The following is a 19,475-nucleotide window of genomic DNA, read 5'->3' as shown; positions in this document are numbered from 1 at the left end:
GTTAATCAATGCTGATGTCTAACATCAAGAGGGAAAACAAACCTATGGTGAAATATCATAGGTTCGTCATCAACTTGAATCACCATTTCAAAGCGACTGTTTATACATTTATAGGATAGTACTAATTAAGAAAGCTATAATCATTCACGGAGCTCAGTTATAAGGTCTCTGGTGGATAGTTTTCTTGTGCTAGTGCTATATTCAGCAGTACGAGATGTTTTTCCTTCTCTTCACGCGTTAATAGTGAATAATGTTTGAGATAGAGCGCACCCACTAATTTCCAATATAAATCTAAACTATCTAATAATATGATGCTTTTTAATTGTACAAAAACTTTTTCAGGCCCTCTCCTTTTGAACTCTTTCACGTTTTTGACATCAATTCGCGCTAAGAGTCTTTCGTGTTTGATGCTGAGATTAGGTAAGTCTCTGATTTGAGATTGCTTTTTTCTCTTTTTTTGACTTTTTTCAAATTTAACCTGAGCAATAGAGAGTTCTAAATAGGATTTATATTTTTTATCATCTTCAGTAATCTCATCGGGAAGATGAAAATATTGGGCTGAAGTGGTTGAGATATAAGGACAAGGTGTTGCCCCAATTTGTCGCAATAACTCAGCAAATTGTGCTGTTGCTCTTATGTAAAAAAATTTCTTTTGATAAATACCAAACATATGCTCATTCTTAAAAATACCATAGCCATTGAATAGGCTTTTGGCTGTGACAGGGCCAATTAATTTACTTAGCTTGTGGCAGATAAAAGCTGTGTTGATTTCAGTTTGCGTTAGTTTTTTCATAAGCATCTCCTGAATAGTGAGGAAAATATAAAGAAGTTAAAGAATTATTTATTTCATAAAGCTCTCCTATTAATAATGTTTAAAAGTTATTTATAAAAATACCTTAAATTTAATATAACAGTAAAAGTAACATATAAAAAACATTTTATGTTTAAAATATCAGAAGTGTGAAGTAAGTCGATAAATAGGGTTAAGAATAATTACCCAACAAGGTTATAAGATGAGTAGTTATTGAGAAGTAAGGAATAGGATAAAAAATTGCTCTTATCTATTATTAAGATAATGATAAGAGCAAATCTAAAGAAATGACTAAAGAACTGCTTTGAATGCTTGTTCAATATCAGCAAGAATATCTTGAATGTTTTCAATACCAACTGAAATTCGAATCAGACCTGCAGAAATATTAATTTTAGCAAGTTCTTCTTCACTTAATTGGCTGTGTGTTGGTGAAGCTTTAATTAATATGATGAAAAAAAAGAGAATATATTGAAGAATTTAATTAGGTATAAAATCAATGGTGGGTCGTGAAGGATTCGAACCTTCGACCAACGGATTAAAAGTCCGCTGCTCTACCGACTGAGCTAACGACCCTAGGACGTGAGTTAATATAGTGGTGGGTCATGAAGGGCTCGAACCTTCGACCGACGGATTAAGAGTCCGCTGCTCTACCAACTGAGCTAATAACCCACTTAAATAAATAAGTGTTAAGTGGTGGGTCGTGAAGGATTCGAACCTTCGACCAACGGATTAAAAGTCCGCTGCTCTACCGACTGAGCTAACGACCCTAAAGGGTGGAATATGGAATAAATGGTGGGTCGTGAAGGATTCGAACCTTCGACCAACGGATTAAAAGTCCGCTGCTCTACCGACTGAGCTAACGACCCAAAGTGTTACCACATTGCAACGGGTGCTTATAATACTGATTTTCAGGAACTAATCAATAAAAATTTTTAGATTTTTTGCTGTTTGGTTTAATCAAAACCAGTTTGTCTGAAAAATAACCTAATGACATTGAATAGATAGTGAAAATTCAAAAAGTTTATTCTATTTGTTAATTATTCTTCATTAATATCAGCGAAATTTGCTTGTGTAAGTTTTGCAAGATCTTGTGGATTTAACTCAATATCAATACCTCTTTTACCGCCGGAAATGAAGATCGTACTAAAGTCTTCAGCTGTTTTAGAAATAATCGTAGGTAGGCGTTTTTTCTGACCCAAAGGGCTAATTCCACCAACTAAGTAACCTGTCACTTTCTCGGCTAGATGTTTATCTGCAAGATCGATTTTTTTTACACCTAATGCTTTTGCAGCCTTTTTTAAATTAAGGCTGTATGCAACAGGTACAACCATAACAGCAAGATGTTTATCATCACCATTAGCAGTGACTAATAATGTTTTGTAGGTCTGTAATGGGGAAAGATTGAGTTTTTCTACAGCTTCTTTACCAAAATTGGTGTTATTCGGATCATGATCATATTGATGAATTTGAAATGAAATTTTTTGTTTTTTGAGTAGGTTAATCGCTGGAGTCATGGAAAACATTCCCGAGTTAAAAGTTAATTTGTTAGAATAGCGAGCCGAAGAGTAGCACGGAGAAGAAAATGAATTCAAGTTTAAATATCGCAATTGCAGCTGATTTTGCTTTAACAGAAAAATTAGTCACTATTTTGGAACAAAGTCGGCTAAGTACCGCTAATATTACAGTTATTGAAGCAGAGAAGTTTTCTGAAGAACAAAACATTCGTTTTAATGGTAAATATGTAGAACAGTTAAATTTTGATGATGTAGATTGGCGAGAATATGACTATTTATTATTTGCTGGAAAGCTCGAGCAAGTTCCCCATTTGGCTGCGGCAGCGGAAACTGGGTGTATTGCTATTGATGTATTAGGGATTTGTGCTTATTTAACTGATATTCCAGCTGTTGTACCGACTGTGAATAATGACGTATTAGCTGACTTAAGACTGAGAAATATTGTTTCATTACCAAATCCACAGATTTCTCAGTTAGCGTTAGTATTAAAGCCATTATTACAACAATATCAAGTGAACGAATTATCGGTAACTTCATTATTACCAATGGCGTATTTTGGCGAAGAAAAAGTACGAGAATTAGTTGGACAAACAGCACAATTATTAAATGGTGTACCACTAAGTGAAGAGCAACAACGCTTAGCTTTTGATGTTGCACCAATAACTGGTCGGGAAGAGCTAAATAAACAGCGTATTTTATTAGCTAAAATTTTGCCAGAGTTCACGGGACAATTTGTAGAACATCAAATCCAAGTACCTGTATTCTATGGTTTTTCACAAATGATCACTGTTGGTGGTTATGATCTTGAACAAGTTGATTTTGCGAATGTGTGGCAATCGCAGCCATTATTAACATATCATCCAGAACAGATTGTAACACCTGTTATTAATGGTGAAACTGAAGAAAATACAGAACAATTACCTCAATTACATATTAGTCAAATACATACTGATGATGAGCAATTAAGTTTGTGGGCAGTGAGCGATGAACGTGGTTTTGCGCGGGCAAGATTAGCTATTGAGTTGTTACAATTAATTGATGAGTGGCAAGATTAATTGAGGATTAAAAGTTTTGGAATAGGCAAAAATATTAATTTTTATAATTGTTATTGTGATGAGAAAATAGTTCTAGAAGCATCAATTTTTAGGCATAGTTCAGCAAAATACCAATCTTTTTGTCTACTATGCCTTTTTTCTAGTAAGCAAAAATTTTTTAGTTTATTAATTTTAGTATTAGGTAATATAAGTTTTCACAGCAGCTTGCGTGAACAGTTGTTTATCTTCCCAACGCAGCATTGTCATACGATTTCCCCAAACACATCCCGTATCTAGCGCATAAATCATATTTGGTGTTGGATAATCAATTAGGCTAGCCCAATGGCCAAATAAAATATTTGTCGGTTGAGAGAGCGAATTAGGTAGCTCAAACCAAGGTTTTAATTCTGATGGTGCTTCTAGAGGAGGTAATTTACAAGCAAACTCTAAATGTTTATCAAGAAAACAGAAACGCATTCGGGTGAATACATTGATGCTATAACGTAAACGATCGATACCTGTAAGTTGTTCAGACCAGTGATCTGGTTGATCACTGTACATTTCAGTTAATAATTTCTGATAATCACCACATTGTAAAACCTGCTCAACTTCCTGGGCACATTGTTTAGCGGTAGCTAAATTCCATTCAGGGCTAATTCCTGCATGGACGACTACAAAGCCTTGCTGTTGTGAGCGATCAATTAATAACGGTTGATGTCGTAGCCACTCAATTAAGTCAGCAAAATCAGGAGCATTAAATAAAGCATCAACTCGATCTTTTGCTTTCACTTTTTTGATGCCATATGCAGTAGCGAGTAAATGGAGATCATGGTTACCAAGAACTGTTTGTGCAGCAGGGCCAAGCGATTTGACAAAATGTAAACATTCTAATGATTTATCGCCACGAGCCACCAGATCGCCAACTAAATAAAGGGTATCAATTTGAGGATCGAAAGACACCTTCTCTAGTAATAATTGTAATTCGTCAAAACAACCTTGTAGATCACCAACAATATACGTTGCCACGTTATCTCCTTAAAGCGTTGTTAATAAATAAGCTAAATAGATACCATAACTGGCTAGCAGAATAGCCCCTTCTAAGCGTGTAATTTTTTTGCCTGTAGTCGCAAATAGCCAGAGTAAAAGCGTACTGATAATGAGCATAGCAAAATCAAGATAAGAGATATCGCCGACTGAAAGTGGGAACATCGCAGAGCAAGCCCCCATAACAAAAAAGATATTGAAGATATTGCTACCAACTACATTACCAATGGCTAAATCTGAGCTACCTTTTTTTGCGGCAAAAACAGAAGTTGCTAATTCTGGTAAAGATGTTCCCGCAGCGACAATAGTTAAGCCAATTACAGCCTCACTGATACCAAAATTTTGCGCAATTTGAATGGCACCGGAAACAAATAGATCACCACCCCAAATCAAAACAGCTAAACCAATAATAAGATAAAAGGCGACTTTACTTAATGGCAACAAAGTGGTTGGTTCATTATCCGCTTCTAAATCCTGTTGTTTAGCAGAAGAAAAGGTGTAGCTTAAGAAGATGATAAAAAACAGCAATAAAATTAAACCGTCGGCACGTGAAATATAATCTGTATTTTGAGCATTTAAAAATTTGTCAAAACATAACAGAATAAAAGCAATTGCTGCGAGTAAAGAAAATGGGATCTCTTTTTTAATCGAACTGGCTTTTATAGCAATGGGGGTAGCAATCGCACTTGCCCCTACAATCACTAGGGTGTTAAATAGATTACTACCAATAATATTCCCTACAGAAACGCCCGAATTGCCTTTTAATGCTCCCCAAAAGCTAGTAATAAATTCAGGTAGAGAAGTACCAAAAGCAACGATTGTTAGTCCAATCACTAATTCATTAATCTGAAAACGGCGAGCAAGGGCTATCGCCCCATCGGTAAAACGATCGGCCCCCCATAGAATAAAAACAATACCTACTAAGAGCGTGATATATTCCATATTATGCCTCAAGATCCTCTAAGTTATCGGAAGAAGTTTGTGGTGGATTATCGGCTAACCAGTTAGCTAAACGAGCATAATCCGCAATAGAGAGATTTTCCGCACGATCTGTGAGATTAATATTAAGGGCGGTTAATTGTTCTGCGGTAAACAGATCCATTAATGAATTACGTATTGTTTTACGGCGTTGATTAAAAGCTTGAGTGCAGACACGATTTAGCCAATAGAGATCTTTTACTGGGTGTGGCAGTGTTTTATGCGGCACTAAACGTACCACAGCAGAATCCACTTTAGGCGCTGGTTTAAATGCTGTTGGTGGTACTTCTAATACAGGAATGACTTGGCAAAAATATTGCGCCATAATTGTCAGTTTGCCATAAGCTTTACTATTAACACCGGCACATAAACGGTTTACGACCTCTTTTTGTAACATAAAGTGCATATCTTGAATGACATTATGATATTGGAAAAGATGAAACATAAGCGGTGTAGAAATGTTATAAGGCAAATTGCCAAACACGCGTAAAGGTTGTTGAGTTTTTTGTGCTAATTGTTGGAAATCAAAACGCATAACATCTTGTTCAATTACCGTCAATTTTTGATGTAAGAAAGGATGGTGGCGTAATCTTTCAGCAAGATCCCTATCTAATTCAATAACGGTAAGATGATCAACTTGTTCTGCAACAGGTTCAGTTAAGGCGCCCAGCCCCGGACCAATCTCAATTAAAAAATCATCTTTTTGTGGATTAATCGCAGCCACAATACTTTGAATAATGTAATTATCATGTAAGAAGTTTTGCCCAAAACGTTTACGAGCTGTATGCCCAAGATGTGTTTTTGAATTCATAGTGCTATTTCGTCTATTACTATTTATCGATTATGGAAAAAATGACCGCACATGATGTGCGGTCTGTAATTGGTGCAGTTTATGCTACAAAGATTATTTTTGCAAAATCTTAATATCAGCTGAACGGCGTAAAGTTTTTACCCAGTCTTTTGAGGCTTCCATCGCTTGTTGATTAACGACTTGCTGATAAGCCTTTTGCATATAGCTGTCTTTGGTTCTATCTCCCTTACGGGTATCGACAACTTGCAAAATATGCCAGCCATATTTAGTTTTAAATGGTTGGGAAATTGCTCCTTTTTTGGTGTTTTTAATCATCACTTGAAATTGTGGTTCATACACTTCAGGGAAGTTCCAACCTAAGCTACCGCCATTAGCACCTGAGAGATAATCTTTAGAATAGGTTTTTGCCGCATCAGCAAAGGAGGTTTTACCAGCAAGAATGTCCGCACGTAATGAGGTTAGTTGTTGTTTTGCTTGGGTATCATTTAGCAACGGGTTAGTTTTGATTAAGATATGATTGACTAAATATTCTGGAGCAGTAACAGTTTTTAACGTACCTTTTTGTTTTGCATCGTTATACATCTGTTTTGCAAGTTGCTCAACTTGTTCACGTGATACCGAGATACTTTCACTAATCGCTTTATTACGGACTTGTCCCATAATAATTTGATGAGCAATTTGTTGACGGAATTTTGCTTCACCAATACCTTGATAATCCAATGCATCTAAGAATTGTCCGTAGGTTAAACCGTTTTGATCGGCAATTTGATGCATAATTTGTTGAATTTGTTGTTGAGATACAGAAATTTTGGCATCAGCAATCGCTTTTTGTACTAACATATCATCAATAATATCATCTAATGCGGCTGCACGATTTGCAGGGGTATTGGTTCTTTTTCCTAAAGCTTTGCTTACTTGGCTGTTGAGGATTGGGGTACCATTAACCGTAGCAACCACTTTTTCTACTGCGAAACTGGTTGCTGCAACTGATAAACAACCTGCTAAAAGAAGCAATTTGATCCATTTATTTTTCATACCGTATTGTCCTATTTTTGCCATTTAATATCACGATTTGGTTAGAGTATTAAAAATTTAAAAGGTTTCATTCAGGTTTTAATAAATCTACTTGATAACAACCATCAAATTTCATTGTTTTTACCTGAACTTGTTCTTGTCGAGAAGTGGGTACGTTTTTACCTACATAATCGGCTCGAATTGGTAATTCACGATGTCCCCTATCAACAAAGATGACTAATTCAATGCGTGTTGCCCGTCCGAAATCAATTAATGCATCTAATGCTGCCCGAATAGTTCTTCCAGTAAACAATACATCATCAACAAGAATGACATTTTTATTTTGGATATTTATTTGTTCAGATGCACCATGATAAACGGGAAGCTCGGTAGGATCAGCATATTGAAGATCATCTCGATAAAGCGTAATGTCTAGCTCCATATAAGGTAGCGTTATATTAGTTAATTGTGCTATTTTTTGACGAAGTAATTCGGCAATTTCTGCACCACGGCGTTTAATTCCGACAATAATTAAATCATCAAGTGTTTGATGTTTCTCAATAATTTCATGAGAAATACGTGAAATTGTACGAAAAAACTGACTCTCATCGATAATCACTTTTTCCATAAATAAAAAACCTTTGATTAATAGAAAAAACACGTATCCAAAATAACATAAAATTAATATTAACGCACATTGAAAACGTGTTTTTGTAGAGAAAATAAACGTGTATGAAGCATAAATTCACACACGTTAGTGTAAAAATTAGATAGCCCAGTGACCTGCGTAGAAGATAACCAGAATAATCGCAATAATTACTGTGCCTAGATTGAGTTTACGCACTTCGCCAGCGACAATACGCCCAATCACTAATGAAGCAAAACCGAGCATAATACCTGTAACAATATTTGCAGTGAGAACAATAAATACTGCGCAGATTAAGCCACTCATTGCGCCAACAAAATCATCAAAATCTAATTTAGTCACATTGCTTAACATTAATAATCCAACGTACATTAACGCTGGTGCTGTCGCATAACCAGGAACTAATGCGGCAAGTGGTTGGAAGAACAACATTAATAAGAATAATGCACCAACAACGATTGCGGTAATTCCTGTTTTTCCGCCTGCCGCAGTACCAGCAGCGGATTCAATATAAACAGCTGCAGGTGCAGTACCAAATAAACCAGAAAAAATACTGCTTACTGAGTCAGAGGTTAAGGCTTTACCTCCATTAATGATTTGACCATCTTTATCGAGTAAATTTGCTTGTCCAGCAACAGCACGGATTGTTCCGGTCGCATCAAATACAGCTGTCATGACTAAAGCAAATACAGCAGGTAATACCATTGGTTGTAAGGCGCCAACAATATCAAGTTGTAAGAAATGAGATGTTTCTCCAAAAGAAGGCAATTTAAAAATTTGACCCGCAAATTTGACATTTGGATCAAAAATTAAACCAATTAAAGTAATTGCGATGATAACGAATAAGATTCCGCCTTTTACTTTTAAACGTTCAAGACCAATAATCGCTGCTAAACCAAGTAATGACATGATAACTGGAAATGAAGTGAAATCACCCAGTTTGACTGGGAGCCCTGCATTATTACCGACAACAAGACCAACACCATTCGCAGCAATTAAAAGTAAGAATAAACCAATACCGATACCTGCGCCGTGGGCGATGCTGGCAGGAAGATTGCGTAAAATCCATGCCCGGATCCCTGTGGCAGAGATGATACTGAATAAAACACCCATTAGGAAAACAGCTCCTAAAGCAACAGGGACACTCACTTTTTGACCAAGCACTAAACTAAATGCAGTAAAAGCAGTTAACGAAATTGCCACACCAATCGCCATTGGTGCATTTGCCCAGAAACCAATTAGGATTGATCCTAGACCAGTAACTAAGCAGGTTGCAATAAATACGGATTCTGCTGAGAAGCCAGCATTACTTAACATTCCAGGGACAACGATCACAGAATAGACCATTGCTAAGAATGTGGTGAGCCCAGCAATTACTTCTTGACGTAAAGAACTGTTGCGGGCAGTAAGTTCAAAACGTTGTTCGAGCATATTAGCCATTTAAATACCTTCTAAAAAATGACAAGAAATAAAATAGGGGTGAATTTTACCTGAGATAAAAAAAATCTACTATCGAAAAATGCAAACGTTTGCTTTTAAATTATAAAAGAGAAGTTTTGAGTAAAAGCTGGAAGGTGTAAAAAGGAATATCCCCTGCTATTTGTAACATAACAGGGGATAAAGTGATTAATCTTGTAGTGAATAAATACCGAGTTGATCAAGTTTACCTAAACCACTGACTAATGCTGATGCACCATTAATCGTGGTCTGAATCATCACTTTATGTTGTAATGCATTACGACGAATCGAATGACTATCCGCAATAGATTCAGGTTTACCATCAACCGTATTGATAACTAAAGAAATTTCACCGTTTTTAATTGCATCTACGATATGAGGACGTCCCTCACGGACTTTATTCACATGCTGAACGATAATGCCATGTTCCGCAAGGAACTGTTCTGTACCATAAGTTGCACATAAACCAAAACCTAAGCGTTGTAATAATTTCACGATAGGCAATAAACGTTGTTTATCTTGATCCGCAATCGATAAGAAAACTTTACCGTTATGTGGAATATGTTCACCTGCCCCTAATTGTGCTTTGATAAAGGCTTCTTCAAATGTCGTACCAACCCCCATAACTTCACCAGTAGAACGCATTTCAGGGCCTAAAATGGTATCTACACCAGGGAATTTAATGAATGGGAATACGGCTTCTTTCACAGAGAATTTTTCTGGCATGACTTCCTGAGTAAAACCTTGTTCAGTTAAAGAGATCCCAGCCATCACACGTGCGGCAATTTTAGCTAATGGCACACCAGTAGCTTTACTTACAAATGGTACTGTACGTGAAGCGCGTGGATTGACTTCTAAGACATAAATAGTGTTGTTTTGAATCGCAAATTGTACGTTCATTAAACCAACTACTTTTAATGCTTTTGCCATTTCCGTAGTTTGATGACGGATTTCATCTTGGATTTCTTGACTGAGCGAGTATGCAGGTAAAGAGCAAGCAGAGTCACCACTATGAATACCGGCTTGTTCAACGTGTTGCATAATACCGCCAATTACCACTGTTTCGCCGTCGCAAATACAATCCACATCAACTTCAGTGGCATTATCAAGGAAGTGATCTAATAAAATTGGGCTATCTTCAGAAACTTGAACAGCTTCACGCATATAACGGTTCAATTCTTCTTGGTTATATACAATTTGCATTGCACGTCCACCTAATACATACGAAGGACGAACCACCAAAGGATAACCAACTTCATCTGCTAATTGAGCCGCCTCTTCACTATTACGTGCGGTACGGTTAGGTGGCTGTTTTAGGTGAAGATCATTTAAAATTTGTTGGAAACGTTGGCGATCTTCTGCTGCATCAATACTATCCGCAGAAGTACCGATAATATTGACACCATTTTGATGGAGAGCATTAGCCAATTTAAGTGGAGTTTGCCCACCGTAATGAACGATCACGCCATAAGGTTTTTCAATATGAATAATTTCTAATACATTTTCGAGAGTAAGCGGTTCAAAATATAAGCGATCTGAAGTATCAAAATCAGTCGATACCGTTTCTGGGTTGCAATTCACCATAATAGTTTCAAAACCGCTTTCACGTAACGCTAATGCGGCATGAACACAACAGTAGTCGAATTCAATACCTTGACCAATACGGTTTGGACCACCACCAAGAATCATAATTTTTTTACGATTAGATGGATTAGCTTCACACTCTTCTTCATAAGTGGAATAGAGATAAGCTGTGTCAGATTTAAATTCACCTGCACAGGTATCGACTCGCTTATAAACAGGATGTAAATCTAATTGATAACGACGTTGTCTTACTTCCGCCTCGCTAGTTTTGGTTAATTGACCAATACGTTTATCAGAGAAGCCTTTACGTTTTAAACGACGTAATTCTGTATAATCTAATTGCTCAAACGTTTTCTTTTCAAGTGCAAGTTCTTCTAAGACTAAATCTTGGATTTGTCTTAAAAACCAAGGATCAATTTTGGTATAGCGATATACATCTTCAATTGACCAACCAAGACCAAACGCATCAGCAACATATAATAGGCGTTCTGGACCTGGGTTAGAGATTTCATGGCGTAATTTTTCGTTATCTTCTGAACGCAAATTGAAGCCACAGATACCTGTTTCTAAGCCACGTAATGCTTTTTGCAATGATTCTTGGAATGTACGTCCCATTGCCATTACTTCACCAACGGATTTCATTTGCGTAGTAAGGCGATCGTCTGCTTGTGGGAATTTCTCAAAAGCAAAACGAGGTACTTTGGTTACCACATAGTCAATAGATGGTTCAAAGGAAGCAGGAATTAAACCACCAGTAATATCATTACGTAACTCATTTAATGTATAACCGACGGCTAATTTAGCAGCAACTTTAGCAATTGGGAAACCTGTTGCTTTGGAAGCTAAAGCAGAAGAGCGGCTGACACGCGGATTCATTTCAATCACAATCATCTCGCCATTTTCTGGATTGATCGCAAATTGCACGTTAGAACCGCCTGTATCTACACCAATTTCACGTAATACAGCTAAAGATGCATTACGCATAATTTGATATTCTTTATCGGTGAGCGTTTGCGCTGGTGCAACAGTAATTGAATCTCCTGTGTGTACGCCCATTGGATCGAGGTTTTCGATAGAACAAACGATAATACAATTATCAGCTTTATCACGAACCACTTCCATTTCATACTCTTTCCAACCTAATACCGATTGTTCAATAAGTAATTCATGGGTAGGAGAAGCATCAAAGCCACGTTCACAAATTTCTTGGAATTCTTGACGGTTATAGGCAATACCACCACCCGATCCTCCCATAGTGAAAGATGGACGAATTAATGTTGGGAAGCCGACTTCCTCTTGAGCTTGCCATGCCTCAGCAAAGCTATGGCACACGAAAGATTTTGGCGTATTTAGTCCAATCTTTTGCATTGCTTCTTTAAAGCGACCACGATCTTCCGCTTTATCAATGGCATCTTCAGTAGCTCCGATAAGCTCTACTTGATATTGGGCTAAAATACCATTTTTGGATAGATCCAATGCACAGTTTAATGCGGTTTGTCCCCCCATTGTTGGCAAAATAGCATCGGGACGTTCTTTTTCAATAATTTTAGCTAATGTTTGCCAACGAATTGGTTCAATGTAAGTGACATCAGCCATATTAGGATCTGTCATAATAGTGGCTGGGTTTGAGTTTACTAAAATAACTCGATAACCTTCCTCACGTAGCGCTTTACAAGCTTGTGCGCCTGAATAGTCAAACTCACAGGCTTGACCAATAACAATTGGGCCTGCTCCAATAATGAGTATTGATTTTATATCTGTACGTTTTGGCATAATCTATTTTCCGTTAATTTTTTATCATTTTTAGTAACGAACCACATAAGAAGCAGCGGTATGGGTATGACGAGCAACTTCCATTTCGTGAATAAATTTATCGAATAGGTAAGCAACATCATGTGGTCCTGGGCTAGCTTCTGGGTGTCCTTGGAACGAGAATGCAGACTGATCAGTTAATGCAATCCCTTGAACAGAACCATCAAATAAAGAACGGTGCGTAATACGTACATTATTAGGTAAACTGTCTGCGTCCACTTCAAAGCCATGATTTTGGCTTGTAATTAATACTTTTTGTGTATCAAGATCTTCTACTGGATGATTACCACCGTGGTGGCCAAATGCCATTTTTTTGGTTTTACCACCAACAGCAAGTCCTAAGAGCTGATGCCCCAAACAAATACCGAAAATTGGTTTCTTACTTGCTAATAATGCTTGAATCGCGGTAATCGCATACTCACAAGGCTCTGGATCGCCTGGACCATTAGATAAGAATATCCCATCTGGATTAAGCGCTAATACTTCTTGGGCTGGTGTGGTCGCTGGGACAACCGTGATACGACAATCTCGTTCCGCTAACATCCGTAAAATATTACGTTTCACCCCGAAATCATAAGCTACAACATGGAAACGGAAATTAGTTTGTTTTGGATAACCAACACCTAATTGCCATACTTTTTCAGTCCAATCATAAGGTGCATTACAGGTGACTGCTTTGGCTAAATCTTTACCTGCCATAGAACCAAAGCTTTGGGCTAACTGGAGTGCTTTTTTCTCATCAATTTCTCCTGCCATAATGCAACCAGGCATGGCTCCTTTATCACGTAATAGACGTGTTAAACGACGGGTATCAGTATCCGCAATCGCTACAACATTATTTTGTGTAAGATATTGTTGTAATGACATTTCACTACGGAAGTTGCTGTGTAATAACGGTAAATCACGAATAATTAAACCGGCAGCATAAATAGCATTGGATTCCACGTCTTCGCTATTTGTACCTGTATTACCAATATGAGGGTAAGTCAATGTAACAATTTGTTTGGTGTAGGATGGATCGGTGAGAATTTCTTGATAACCCGTCATTGAAGTGTTAAATACGACTTCACCAATAGTGTGTCCTAATGCGCCGATTGAAGTACCATGAAAAATAGAACCATCAGCAAGGACAAGAATAGCTTGTTCAGACATCAATTACTCCTAAATTAAAATTTATGTGTTTGGTCGAACACTTACGAATGCTCATTAACCACAACTTAGATCAAACGGTAACATCATAATACTTTTACCATGTTGGCTAAATCGTGTCTGAATATTTTTTCGCAAAAGGGAAAAAATCGCGTTATTTTAATGGAGCAAACGTTTAAATACAAATAAAAGATTGTTTGTTATTGAAAAAATATGCAATATTTTTGAATATTTATTCATTAAAGGCAAGTGTTATTTTCAGCGAAACATTTTTTTACGTTGAAATTTTGATTAAAATAAAGAGTAATATTGATCAAGGTGGAAATAGCAGATGAAGAGATTATTCAGTAAAAAATTATTAGTAGTTGCGATAGCTACTGCGGTAACGGCAGGATGCGCTAGTCATAATGAATCGGGGGAGCGTAATGATCCATTACAAGGTTTTAACCGTGCAATGTGGAATGTGAACTATAACTATCTTGATCCTTATATTTTACGTCCAGTTGCACAAGGTTGGCGTGATTATGTTCCTGCACCAGTAAAAACAGGATTAACGAATTTTACCAGTAACTTAGATGAACCGATGAGCTTTGTAAACCGTTTATTAGAGGGTAATTTTAAACAAGCGATGGTGCATTTTGACCGTTTCTGGATCAATAGTGTATTTGGTTTAGCTGGATTTATTGATATTGCTAGTGCAAGTAAACCGTTGAGAAAACAAGAAAGTCGTGAATTTGGTGATATGTTAGGACACTATGGAATGGGAACCGGGAGTTATGTTGTGTTACCAGGATATGGTGCTGCAACACCACGTCAAGATATCGGACATTTGGTTGATATGACTTATCCAATGTTGTCACTATTAGGACCTTGGAGTTTATTAAAATGGGGAATCCAAGGTGTGGATAAGCGAGCCAGTGTTCTAGATCAAGATGCGTTATTAAAACAAGCACAGGATCCTTATGTGACTTATCGAGAAGCGTACTTCCAAAATTTACAGTTTAAAGTTTCAGATGGTAAGGCAGAAACAAAAGCAAAAGAAACATTAGATAAAAATATTGTTGATGAAATTGACTAATAGTGTCTATTTTCTCTTTTTTTGATTCAAATTAAGGACAGGCAAACGTTAATCTTTTACAGTAAGCGCCGTCAAAGTTTTTTAGTATTTTAAGAAGGATAGCATCATGGAAATGACCTCCACCCAGCGATTGATTTTAGCTAATCAATATGAATTAATGGCATTACTTAACCCTGAACAAGCAAATCATTTTCGCCGTTTAAAAACGATTGTTCAGTGTGGTTTTGCGAAAGAACTACAAGAATTAGATAAAGGTTTCTCTTATTTAAATGAAGCTGAATGTAAGATGGTACGCGATACATTAGAAATGTATCATGCATTACAAGTTTCTTTTAATAACTTAAGCGATAAATCTGCGGTGAGTGAACATCAAATTAAATTTGTAGGTTATTGTGCCGTAAGAGAGAAAAAATATTGTCAATATGTCAAATTCTTACGCGAAAGCGAAAAACTTTATACTGATGTTGTATTCTATTCTAATGATAGTGATGCACAAATTTGTATGGCAGATAAATATCAGAAGATGTTAGCCGCGTGGCGTGCTTGTCCACATGAATATCATTTAAGTGCAGAAGAAATTCGTAAAATTTTAAATGCCTAAGATTTAAACAGTAAAAAGCAGATCGAGAGGATCTGCTTTTTTTTGTGTTGAATTTAACGATTAGAACGTAATTCAATTTCTTGATTAACCTGGCCATAAATCATCATAGTGAAGACGACAGTTCCGCCTAAGATATTTCCAAAGCAGGTTGGCAATAAGAAAGTGACAAAATAATCATATAGTGAGGCATCGCCTTGAAAAACAAGATACGCAATTTCAGCAGAGCCTACTATAACGTGTGCGAAATCTCCTAATGCAATCAAATAAATAAAGAAGAAAATCATAATAAATTTCCCACTATTCACCGACGGCATCATCCATACAACAGAAGCAATCAGAATTCCAGCAGGAATTCCTTTTAGAATATTCTCTGAAACAGTCATATGTTTGACGTGCATAGCAATTTCGTGCATCGCATTAACAAATTCAGGATTAAATGCTTGATGATTTTGTAAGAATAATGCTGCTAATGCGGTGCCAATTAAATTAGAAATAAAAACGATCAACCATAAGCGAGAAACGGCTGTCACTTTACGCCAAGTTAATGGATTAAATAGCGGCACAACAGTTGTGATTGTGTTTTCAGTAAATAATTGCATACGCCCTAAAATAACCAATAGGAATCCTACGGTATAGCCCATATTAGTGATTAAATGTGCCCAAGGTTGATCTGGAACATAAGCGGTAAAAATCGCTTTAAATACAAAAGAGAATGTTACGACTAAACCAGCGGTAATCCCGGAAAAGATTAGCGCTTTAGTTGGTCGAGTCAGTTCCTCAATCCCATCCTGACGAATAATTTCATAAAGTAAACGAGGACTAAGACGTTCATATTCCTCAATTGCCATTTTATCTCGGTAGGAAAGTGTTGAAGTATCTAATTCTGATTTCATTGAGTTTCCTCCTTAATTTTTTGTACTAATAAAGTGATAACGTTTAGCGTATTGATTTTTACATAAGTAGCGTATTCTATCATAAATCCTTAGCTGACTAACAAATTTCTACTAAAGAAACTAGGCTAAAGGGATGGAATACTCTATAATTGCGGGTTTCTAATGTTAGGTAAGAATGAAATTGTATGTTTGAAATTAACCCTATAAAAAATAAGATTAGCGATATTGGTGAAAGAACCCTAGCGCTTAGGGGGTATCTTTGACTTTGATAGTAAGGTCGAACGTTTAGAAGAAGTCAATGCGGAATTAGAACAGCCAGATGTTTGGAATGATCCAGATAAAGCGCAAGCCTTAGGTAAAGAACGTTCTTCATTAGAAGCAGTAGTAGATACCATCAAAAATCTTGAGCAAGGTTTAGAAGATGTTGATGGTTTATTAGAGTTAGCGATTGAAGCGGATGATCAAGAAACGTTTGATGAAGCGGTTGCTGAATTAGATCAACTAGAAGAAAACTTGGCTAAATTAGAGTTTCGCCGAATGTTTAGCGGTGAACATGATAGTGCAGATTGTTATGTTGATTTGCAGGCAGGTTCAGGCGGTACAGAAGCACAGGACTGGACTGAAATGTTGTTGCGAATGTATCTACGTTGGTCAGAAAGTAAAGGTTTTAAAACAGAATTAATGGAAGTTTCTGATGGTGATGTGGCTGGAATTAAGTCTGCAACGATTCGTGTCAGTGGGGAATACGCATTTGGTTGGTTACGTACAGAAACTGGGATTCATCGTTTAGTGCGTAAGAGCCCTTTCGATTCAAATAATCGTCGTCATACATCATTTAGTGCCGTGTTTGTGTATCCTGAAATTACCGATGATATTGATATTGAAATTAATCCAGCTGATTTACGGATTGATGTGTATCGAGCATCTGGTGCAGGTGGGCAGCACGTAAACCGAACTGAAAGTGCGGTGCGTATTACACATATGCCAAGTGGTATTGTGGTGCAGTGTCAGAATGATCGTTCACAACACAAAAATAAAGATCAAGCAATGAAGCAATTAAAAGCGAAATTATATGAGCTTGAGTTACAAAAGAAAAATGCAGAAAAACAAGCACTTGAAGATAGTAAGTCAGATATTGGTTGGGGAAGTCAAATTCGTTCCTACGTATTAGATGATGCCCGAATTAAAGACTTACGTACCGGTGTAGAGAATCGTAATACACAAGCGGTGTTAGATGGGGATTTAGATCGTTTTATTGAAGCAAGCTTAAAAGCAGGATTGTAAAAAATCATTAAAAAATAAAGGTATAACTATGTCAGAACATAATCAAGAACTTGATCTTAATGGAGAGATGTTAGCTCGCCGTGAAAAATTAGCAAGTTTACGTCAAAAAGGGAATGCATTTCCAAATACATTTCGCCGTGACAGCCTTGCAGGTGATTTACATACAGCGTATGAAAATGAAGATGGTGAAGTATTAAAAGATAAAGAAATTGCAGTAGCTGTGGCTGGTCGTATTATGACCCGCCGTAAAATGGGAAAAGCAAGTTTTATTACTTTGCAAGATATGAGCGGTAAGATCCAACTTTATGTTGCGCGAGATCTATTGCCTGAAGGTGTATATGAAGAAGTAATGGCAATGTTAGATCTTGGCGATATTGTTGGTGCTAAGGGAACATTATTTAAAACAAAAACGAATGAATTAACAGTTCGTTGTACAGAAATTGAATTACTTACCAAATCATTGCGCCCATTACCAGATAAATTCCATGGCTTATCTGATCAAGAAATGCGTTATCGCCAACGTTATTTAGATTTAATTAGTAATGAAGAATCTCGTCGTACGTTTGTGATTCGTTCAAAAGTGATTGCTGGTATTCGTGAATACTTTATTTGCAAAGGTTTTATGGAAGTTGAAACCCCAATGTTGCAAGTGATTCCAGGTGGTGCTTCAGCACGTCCATTCGTTACTCACCACAATGCATTAGATATTGATATGTATCTTCGTATTGCACCAGAATTATATTTAAAACGTCTTGTTGTGGGTGGTTTTGAACGAGTATTTGAATTAAACCGTAATTTCCGTAATGAAGGGGTATCAGTTCGTCATAACCCAGAATTTACGATGTTGGAATATTACCAAGCTTATGCTGACTACCATGATTTAATGGATAACACAGAAGAGTTGTTACGTAAATTAGCGCTAGATATTTTAGGAACTACGATAGTGCCTTATGGTGAATATGAGTTTGACTTCGGTAAGCCATTTGAGCGTATTACAATGCACGATGCTGTGTTGAAATATGGTGCGGAGAAGGGTATTGTTAAGGAAGATCTGTATGATCTTGAGCGTGCTAAAGCAGTAGCAGAAAAATTAGGCATCGAAGTACAAAAATCTTGGGGATTGGGTAGTTTAGTTAATGCAATTTTTGAAGAAGTGGCAGAACATCACTTAATTCAACCAACTTTCTTAATGGCACATCCAGCAGAAATTTCTCCATTAGCACGTCGTAATGATGAAAATCCAGAAGTAACAGATCGTTTTGAATTGTTCATTGGTGGACGTGAAATTGGAAACGGTTTCTCAGAATTAAACGATGCTGAAGATCAAAATGAACGTTTTGATGCTCAAGTAGCTGCAAAAGAAGCAGGTGATGATGAAGCAATGTTTAAAGATGAAGACTTTGTTGTTGCACTTGAACATGGCTTACCACCAACAGCAGGTGAAGGTCTTGGTATTGACCGTTTAGCAATGTTATTTGCAAATGCAGCTTCAATTCGTGATGTGATTTTATTCCCAGCAATGAAACACAAAGCGTAATTAATTTATAATTAGAAAAGATCGGTACATGTTTTAGTGTACTGATTAGACTGCTGATAAAGGCCTAGGCAAAAAACTAGGCCTTTGATCTAATAAAGGGGACAAACATAATTGAATGCTAAAGTCTCCACTCTCTCTACAGTATGAATTTGAGATTTAAAACTTTATTAATCAATCGAACTGTTTTTTCTTATTGATAGCTTGAATGAGAAAAAGCAAACTCACGA

At 36.9% G+C, this 19,475-nt stretch carries 16 protein-coding genes, 4 tRNA genes and 1 pseudogene; 5 read left to right on the top strand and 16 right to left on the bottom strand.

Annotated features, from left to right (window positions below; translation table 11 throughout):
- Nucleotides 1-157: 157 nt before the first annotated feature.
- The 7 genes and pseudogenes from PF272_RS03165 to ybaK form a co-directional block, all read right to left on the bottom strand.
- Nucleotides 158-793 carry a TfoX/Sxy family protein gene (locus tag PF272_RS03165; protein WP_271141599.1) on the bottom strand — a complete coding sequence of 212 codons (636 nt, stop codon included), beginning with the start codon at nt 791-793 and terminating at the stop codon, nt 158-160.
- A gap of 309 nt (nt 794-1,102) precedes the next feature.
- A pseudogene (locus PF272_RS03160) lies at nt 1,103-1,246 on the bottom strand (PLP-dependent transferase); the annotation flags it as partial.
- A gap of 62 nt (nt 1,247-1,308) precedes the next feature.
- A tRNA-Lys gene (locus PF272_RS03155) sits at nt 1,309-1,384 on the bottom strand.
- A gap of 20 nt (nt 1,385-1,404) precedes the next feature.
- Nucleotides 1,405-1,480 (bottom strand) — tRNA-Lys (locus PF272_RS03150).
- Nucleotides 1,481-1,502: 22 nt separating this feature from the next.
- Nucleotides 1,503-1,578: transfer RNA gene (locus tag PF272_RS03145), tRNA-Lys, on the bottom strand.
- 23 nt (nt 1,579-1,601) lie between these two features.
- Nucleotides 1,602-1,677, bottom strand: a tRNA-Lys gene (locus tag PF272_RS03140).
- A gap of 171 nt (nt 1,678-1,848) precedes the next feature.
- Nucleotides 1,849-2,325 (bottom strand): Cys-tRNA(Pro)/Cys-tRNA(Cys) deacylase YbaK, encoded by a 477-nt coding sequence (gene ybaK, locus PF272_RS03135; protein WP_065239285.1) that lies wholly within the window; start codon nt 2,323-2,325, stop codon nt 1,849-1,851.
- A 68-nt stretch (nt 2,326-2,393) separates the two neighbouring features.
- Between ybaK and PF272_RS03130 the strand changes: the two genes are divergently transcribed.
- Complete coding sequence (locus PF272_RS03130; RefSeq protein ID WP_271141598.1) at nt 2,394-3,380, top strand: Asd/ArgC dimerization domain-containing protein; 987 nt, start codon at nt 2,394-2,396, stop codon at nt 3,378-3,380.
- Between the two features lie 177 nt (nt 3,381-3,557).
- Here the strand turns inward: PF272_RS03130 and apaH are convergent, their stop codons facing one another.
- The 8 genes from apaH to carA all read right to left on the bottom strand — a co-directional run bounded on the left by apaH (nt 3,558) and on the right by carA (nt 13,858).
- Nucleotides 3,558-4,385 carry a bis(5'-nucleosyl)-tetraphosphatase (symmetrical) ApaH gene (gene apaH, locus PF272_RS03125; RefSeq protein WP_271141597.1) on the bottom strand — a complete coding sequence of 276 codons (828 nt, stop codon included), beginning with the start codon at nt 4,383-4,385 and terminating at the stop codon, nt 3,558-3,560.
- 9 nt (nt 4,386-4,394) lie between these two features.
- Nucleotides 4,395-5,345: a calcium/sodium antiporter gene (locus PF272_RS03120; RefSeq protein WP_271141596.1), complete on the bottom strand. Its 951-nt coding sequence runs from the start codon at nt 5,343-5,345 to the stop codon at nt 4,395-4,397.
- Between the two features lies 1 nt (nt 5,346).
- Entirely contained in the window at nt 5,347-6,192 is an 846-nt protein-coding gene (rsmA, locus tag PF272_RS03115; protein ID WP_271141595.1) for a 16S rRNA (adenine(1518)-N(6)/adenine(1519)-N(6))-dimethyltransferase RsmA, read from the bottom strand.
- 93 nt (nt 6,193-6,285) lie between these two features.
- On the bottom strand, nt 6,286-7,227 hold the full coding sequence (locus tag PF272_RS03110) for a peptidylprolyl isomerase (protein ID WP_271141594.1): 942 nt from the start codon (nt 7,225-7,227) through the stop codon (nt 6,286-6,288).
- 67 nt (nt 7,228-7,294) lie between these two features.
- Nucleotides 7,295-7,834: a bifunctional pyr operon transcriptional regulator/uracil phosphoribosyltransferase PyrR gene (gene pyrR, locus PF272_RS03105; RefSeq protein WP_271141593.1), complete on the bottom strand. Its 540-nt coding sequence runs from the start codon at nt 7,832-7,834 to the stop codon at nt 7,295-7,297.
- Between the two features lie 138 nt (nt 7,835-7,972).
- Entirely contained in the window at nt 7,973-9,292 is a 1,320-nt protein-coding gene (locus tag PF272_RS03100; protein WP_065237330.1) for an NCS2 family permease, read from the bottom strand.
- A gap of 186 nt (nt 9,293-9,478) precedes the next feature.
- The gene (carB, locus tag PF272_RS03095) at nt 9,479-12,667 is read right to left on the bottom strand and encodes a carbamoyl-phosphate synthase large subunit (protein WP_271141592.1); all 3,189 of its coding nucleotides are present in this window, start codon (nt 12,665-12,667) and stop codon (nt 9,479-9,481) included.
- A 30-nt stretch (nt 12,668-12,697) separates the two neighbouring features.
- A complete protein-coding gene (gene carA, locus PF272_RS03090) occupies nt 12,698-13,858 on the bottom strand; it encodes a glutamine-hydrolyzing carbamoyl-phosphate synthase small subunit (protein ID WP_271141591.1) in 1,161 nt (386 codons plus the stop codon).
- A gap of 328 nt (nt 13,859-14,186) precedes the next feature.
- Between carA and PF272_RS03085 the strand changes: the two genes are divergently transcribed.
- A complete protein-coding gene (locus PF272_RS03085) occupies nt 14,187-14,933 on the top strand; it encodes an MlaA family lipoprotein (protein WP_271141590.1) in 747 nt (248 codons plus the stop codon).
- A gap of 106 nt (nt 14,934-15,039) precedes the next feature.
- Nucleotides 15,040-15,534, top strand: coding sequence for a YfbU family protein (locus PF272_RS03080; protein ID WP_065234371.1), 495 nt, complete (start codon nt 15,040-15,042; stop codon nt 15,532-15,534).
- A gap of 53 nt (nt 15,535-15,587) precedes the next feature.
- Here PF272_RS03080 and PF272_RS03075 read toward each other — a convergent pair whose 3' ends face one another.
- A complete protein-coding gene (locus PF272_RS03075) occupies nt 15,588-16,427 on the bottom strand; it encodes a formate/nitrite transporter family protein (RefSeq protein WP_271141589.1) in 840 nt (279 codons plus the stop codon).
- Nucleotides 16,428-16,612: 185 nt separating this feature from the next.
- Here PF272_RS03075 and prfB point away from each other — a divergent pair.
- A protein-coding gene (gene prfB, locus PF272_RS03070) for a peptide chain release factor 2 (RefSeq protein WP_271141588.1) occupies nt 16,613-17,711 on the top strand; the annotation gives its coding sequence in 2 pieces (ribosomal slippage) (nt 16,613-16,687 and nt 16,689-17,711; 1,098 coding nt in all).
- Between the two features lie 28 nt (nt 17,712-17,739).
- Nucleotides 17,740-19,248, top strand: coding sequence for a lysine--tRNA ligase (lysS, locus tag PF272_RS03065; protein ID WP_271141587.1), 1,509 nt, complete (start codon nt 17,740-17,742; stop codon nt 19,246-19,248).
- Nucleotides 19,249-19,475: the final 227 nt, after the last annotated feature.

Source organism: Gallibacterium faecale, from assembly GCF_027920745.1.
Lineage (GTDB): Bacteria > Pseudomonadota > Gammaproteobacteria > Enterobacterales > Pasteurellaceae > Gallibacterium > Gallibacterium faecale.
Note: the sequence above shows the minus strand (reverse complement) of the source record. Positions and strands in the feature narration are given on the sequence as shown.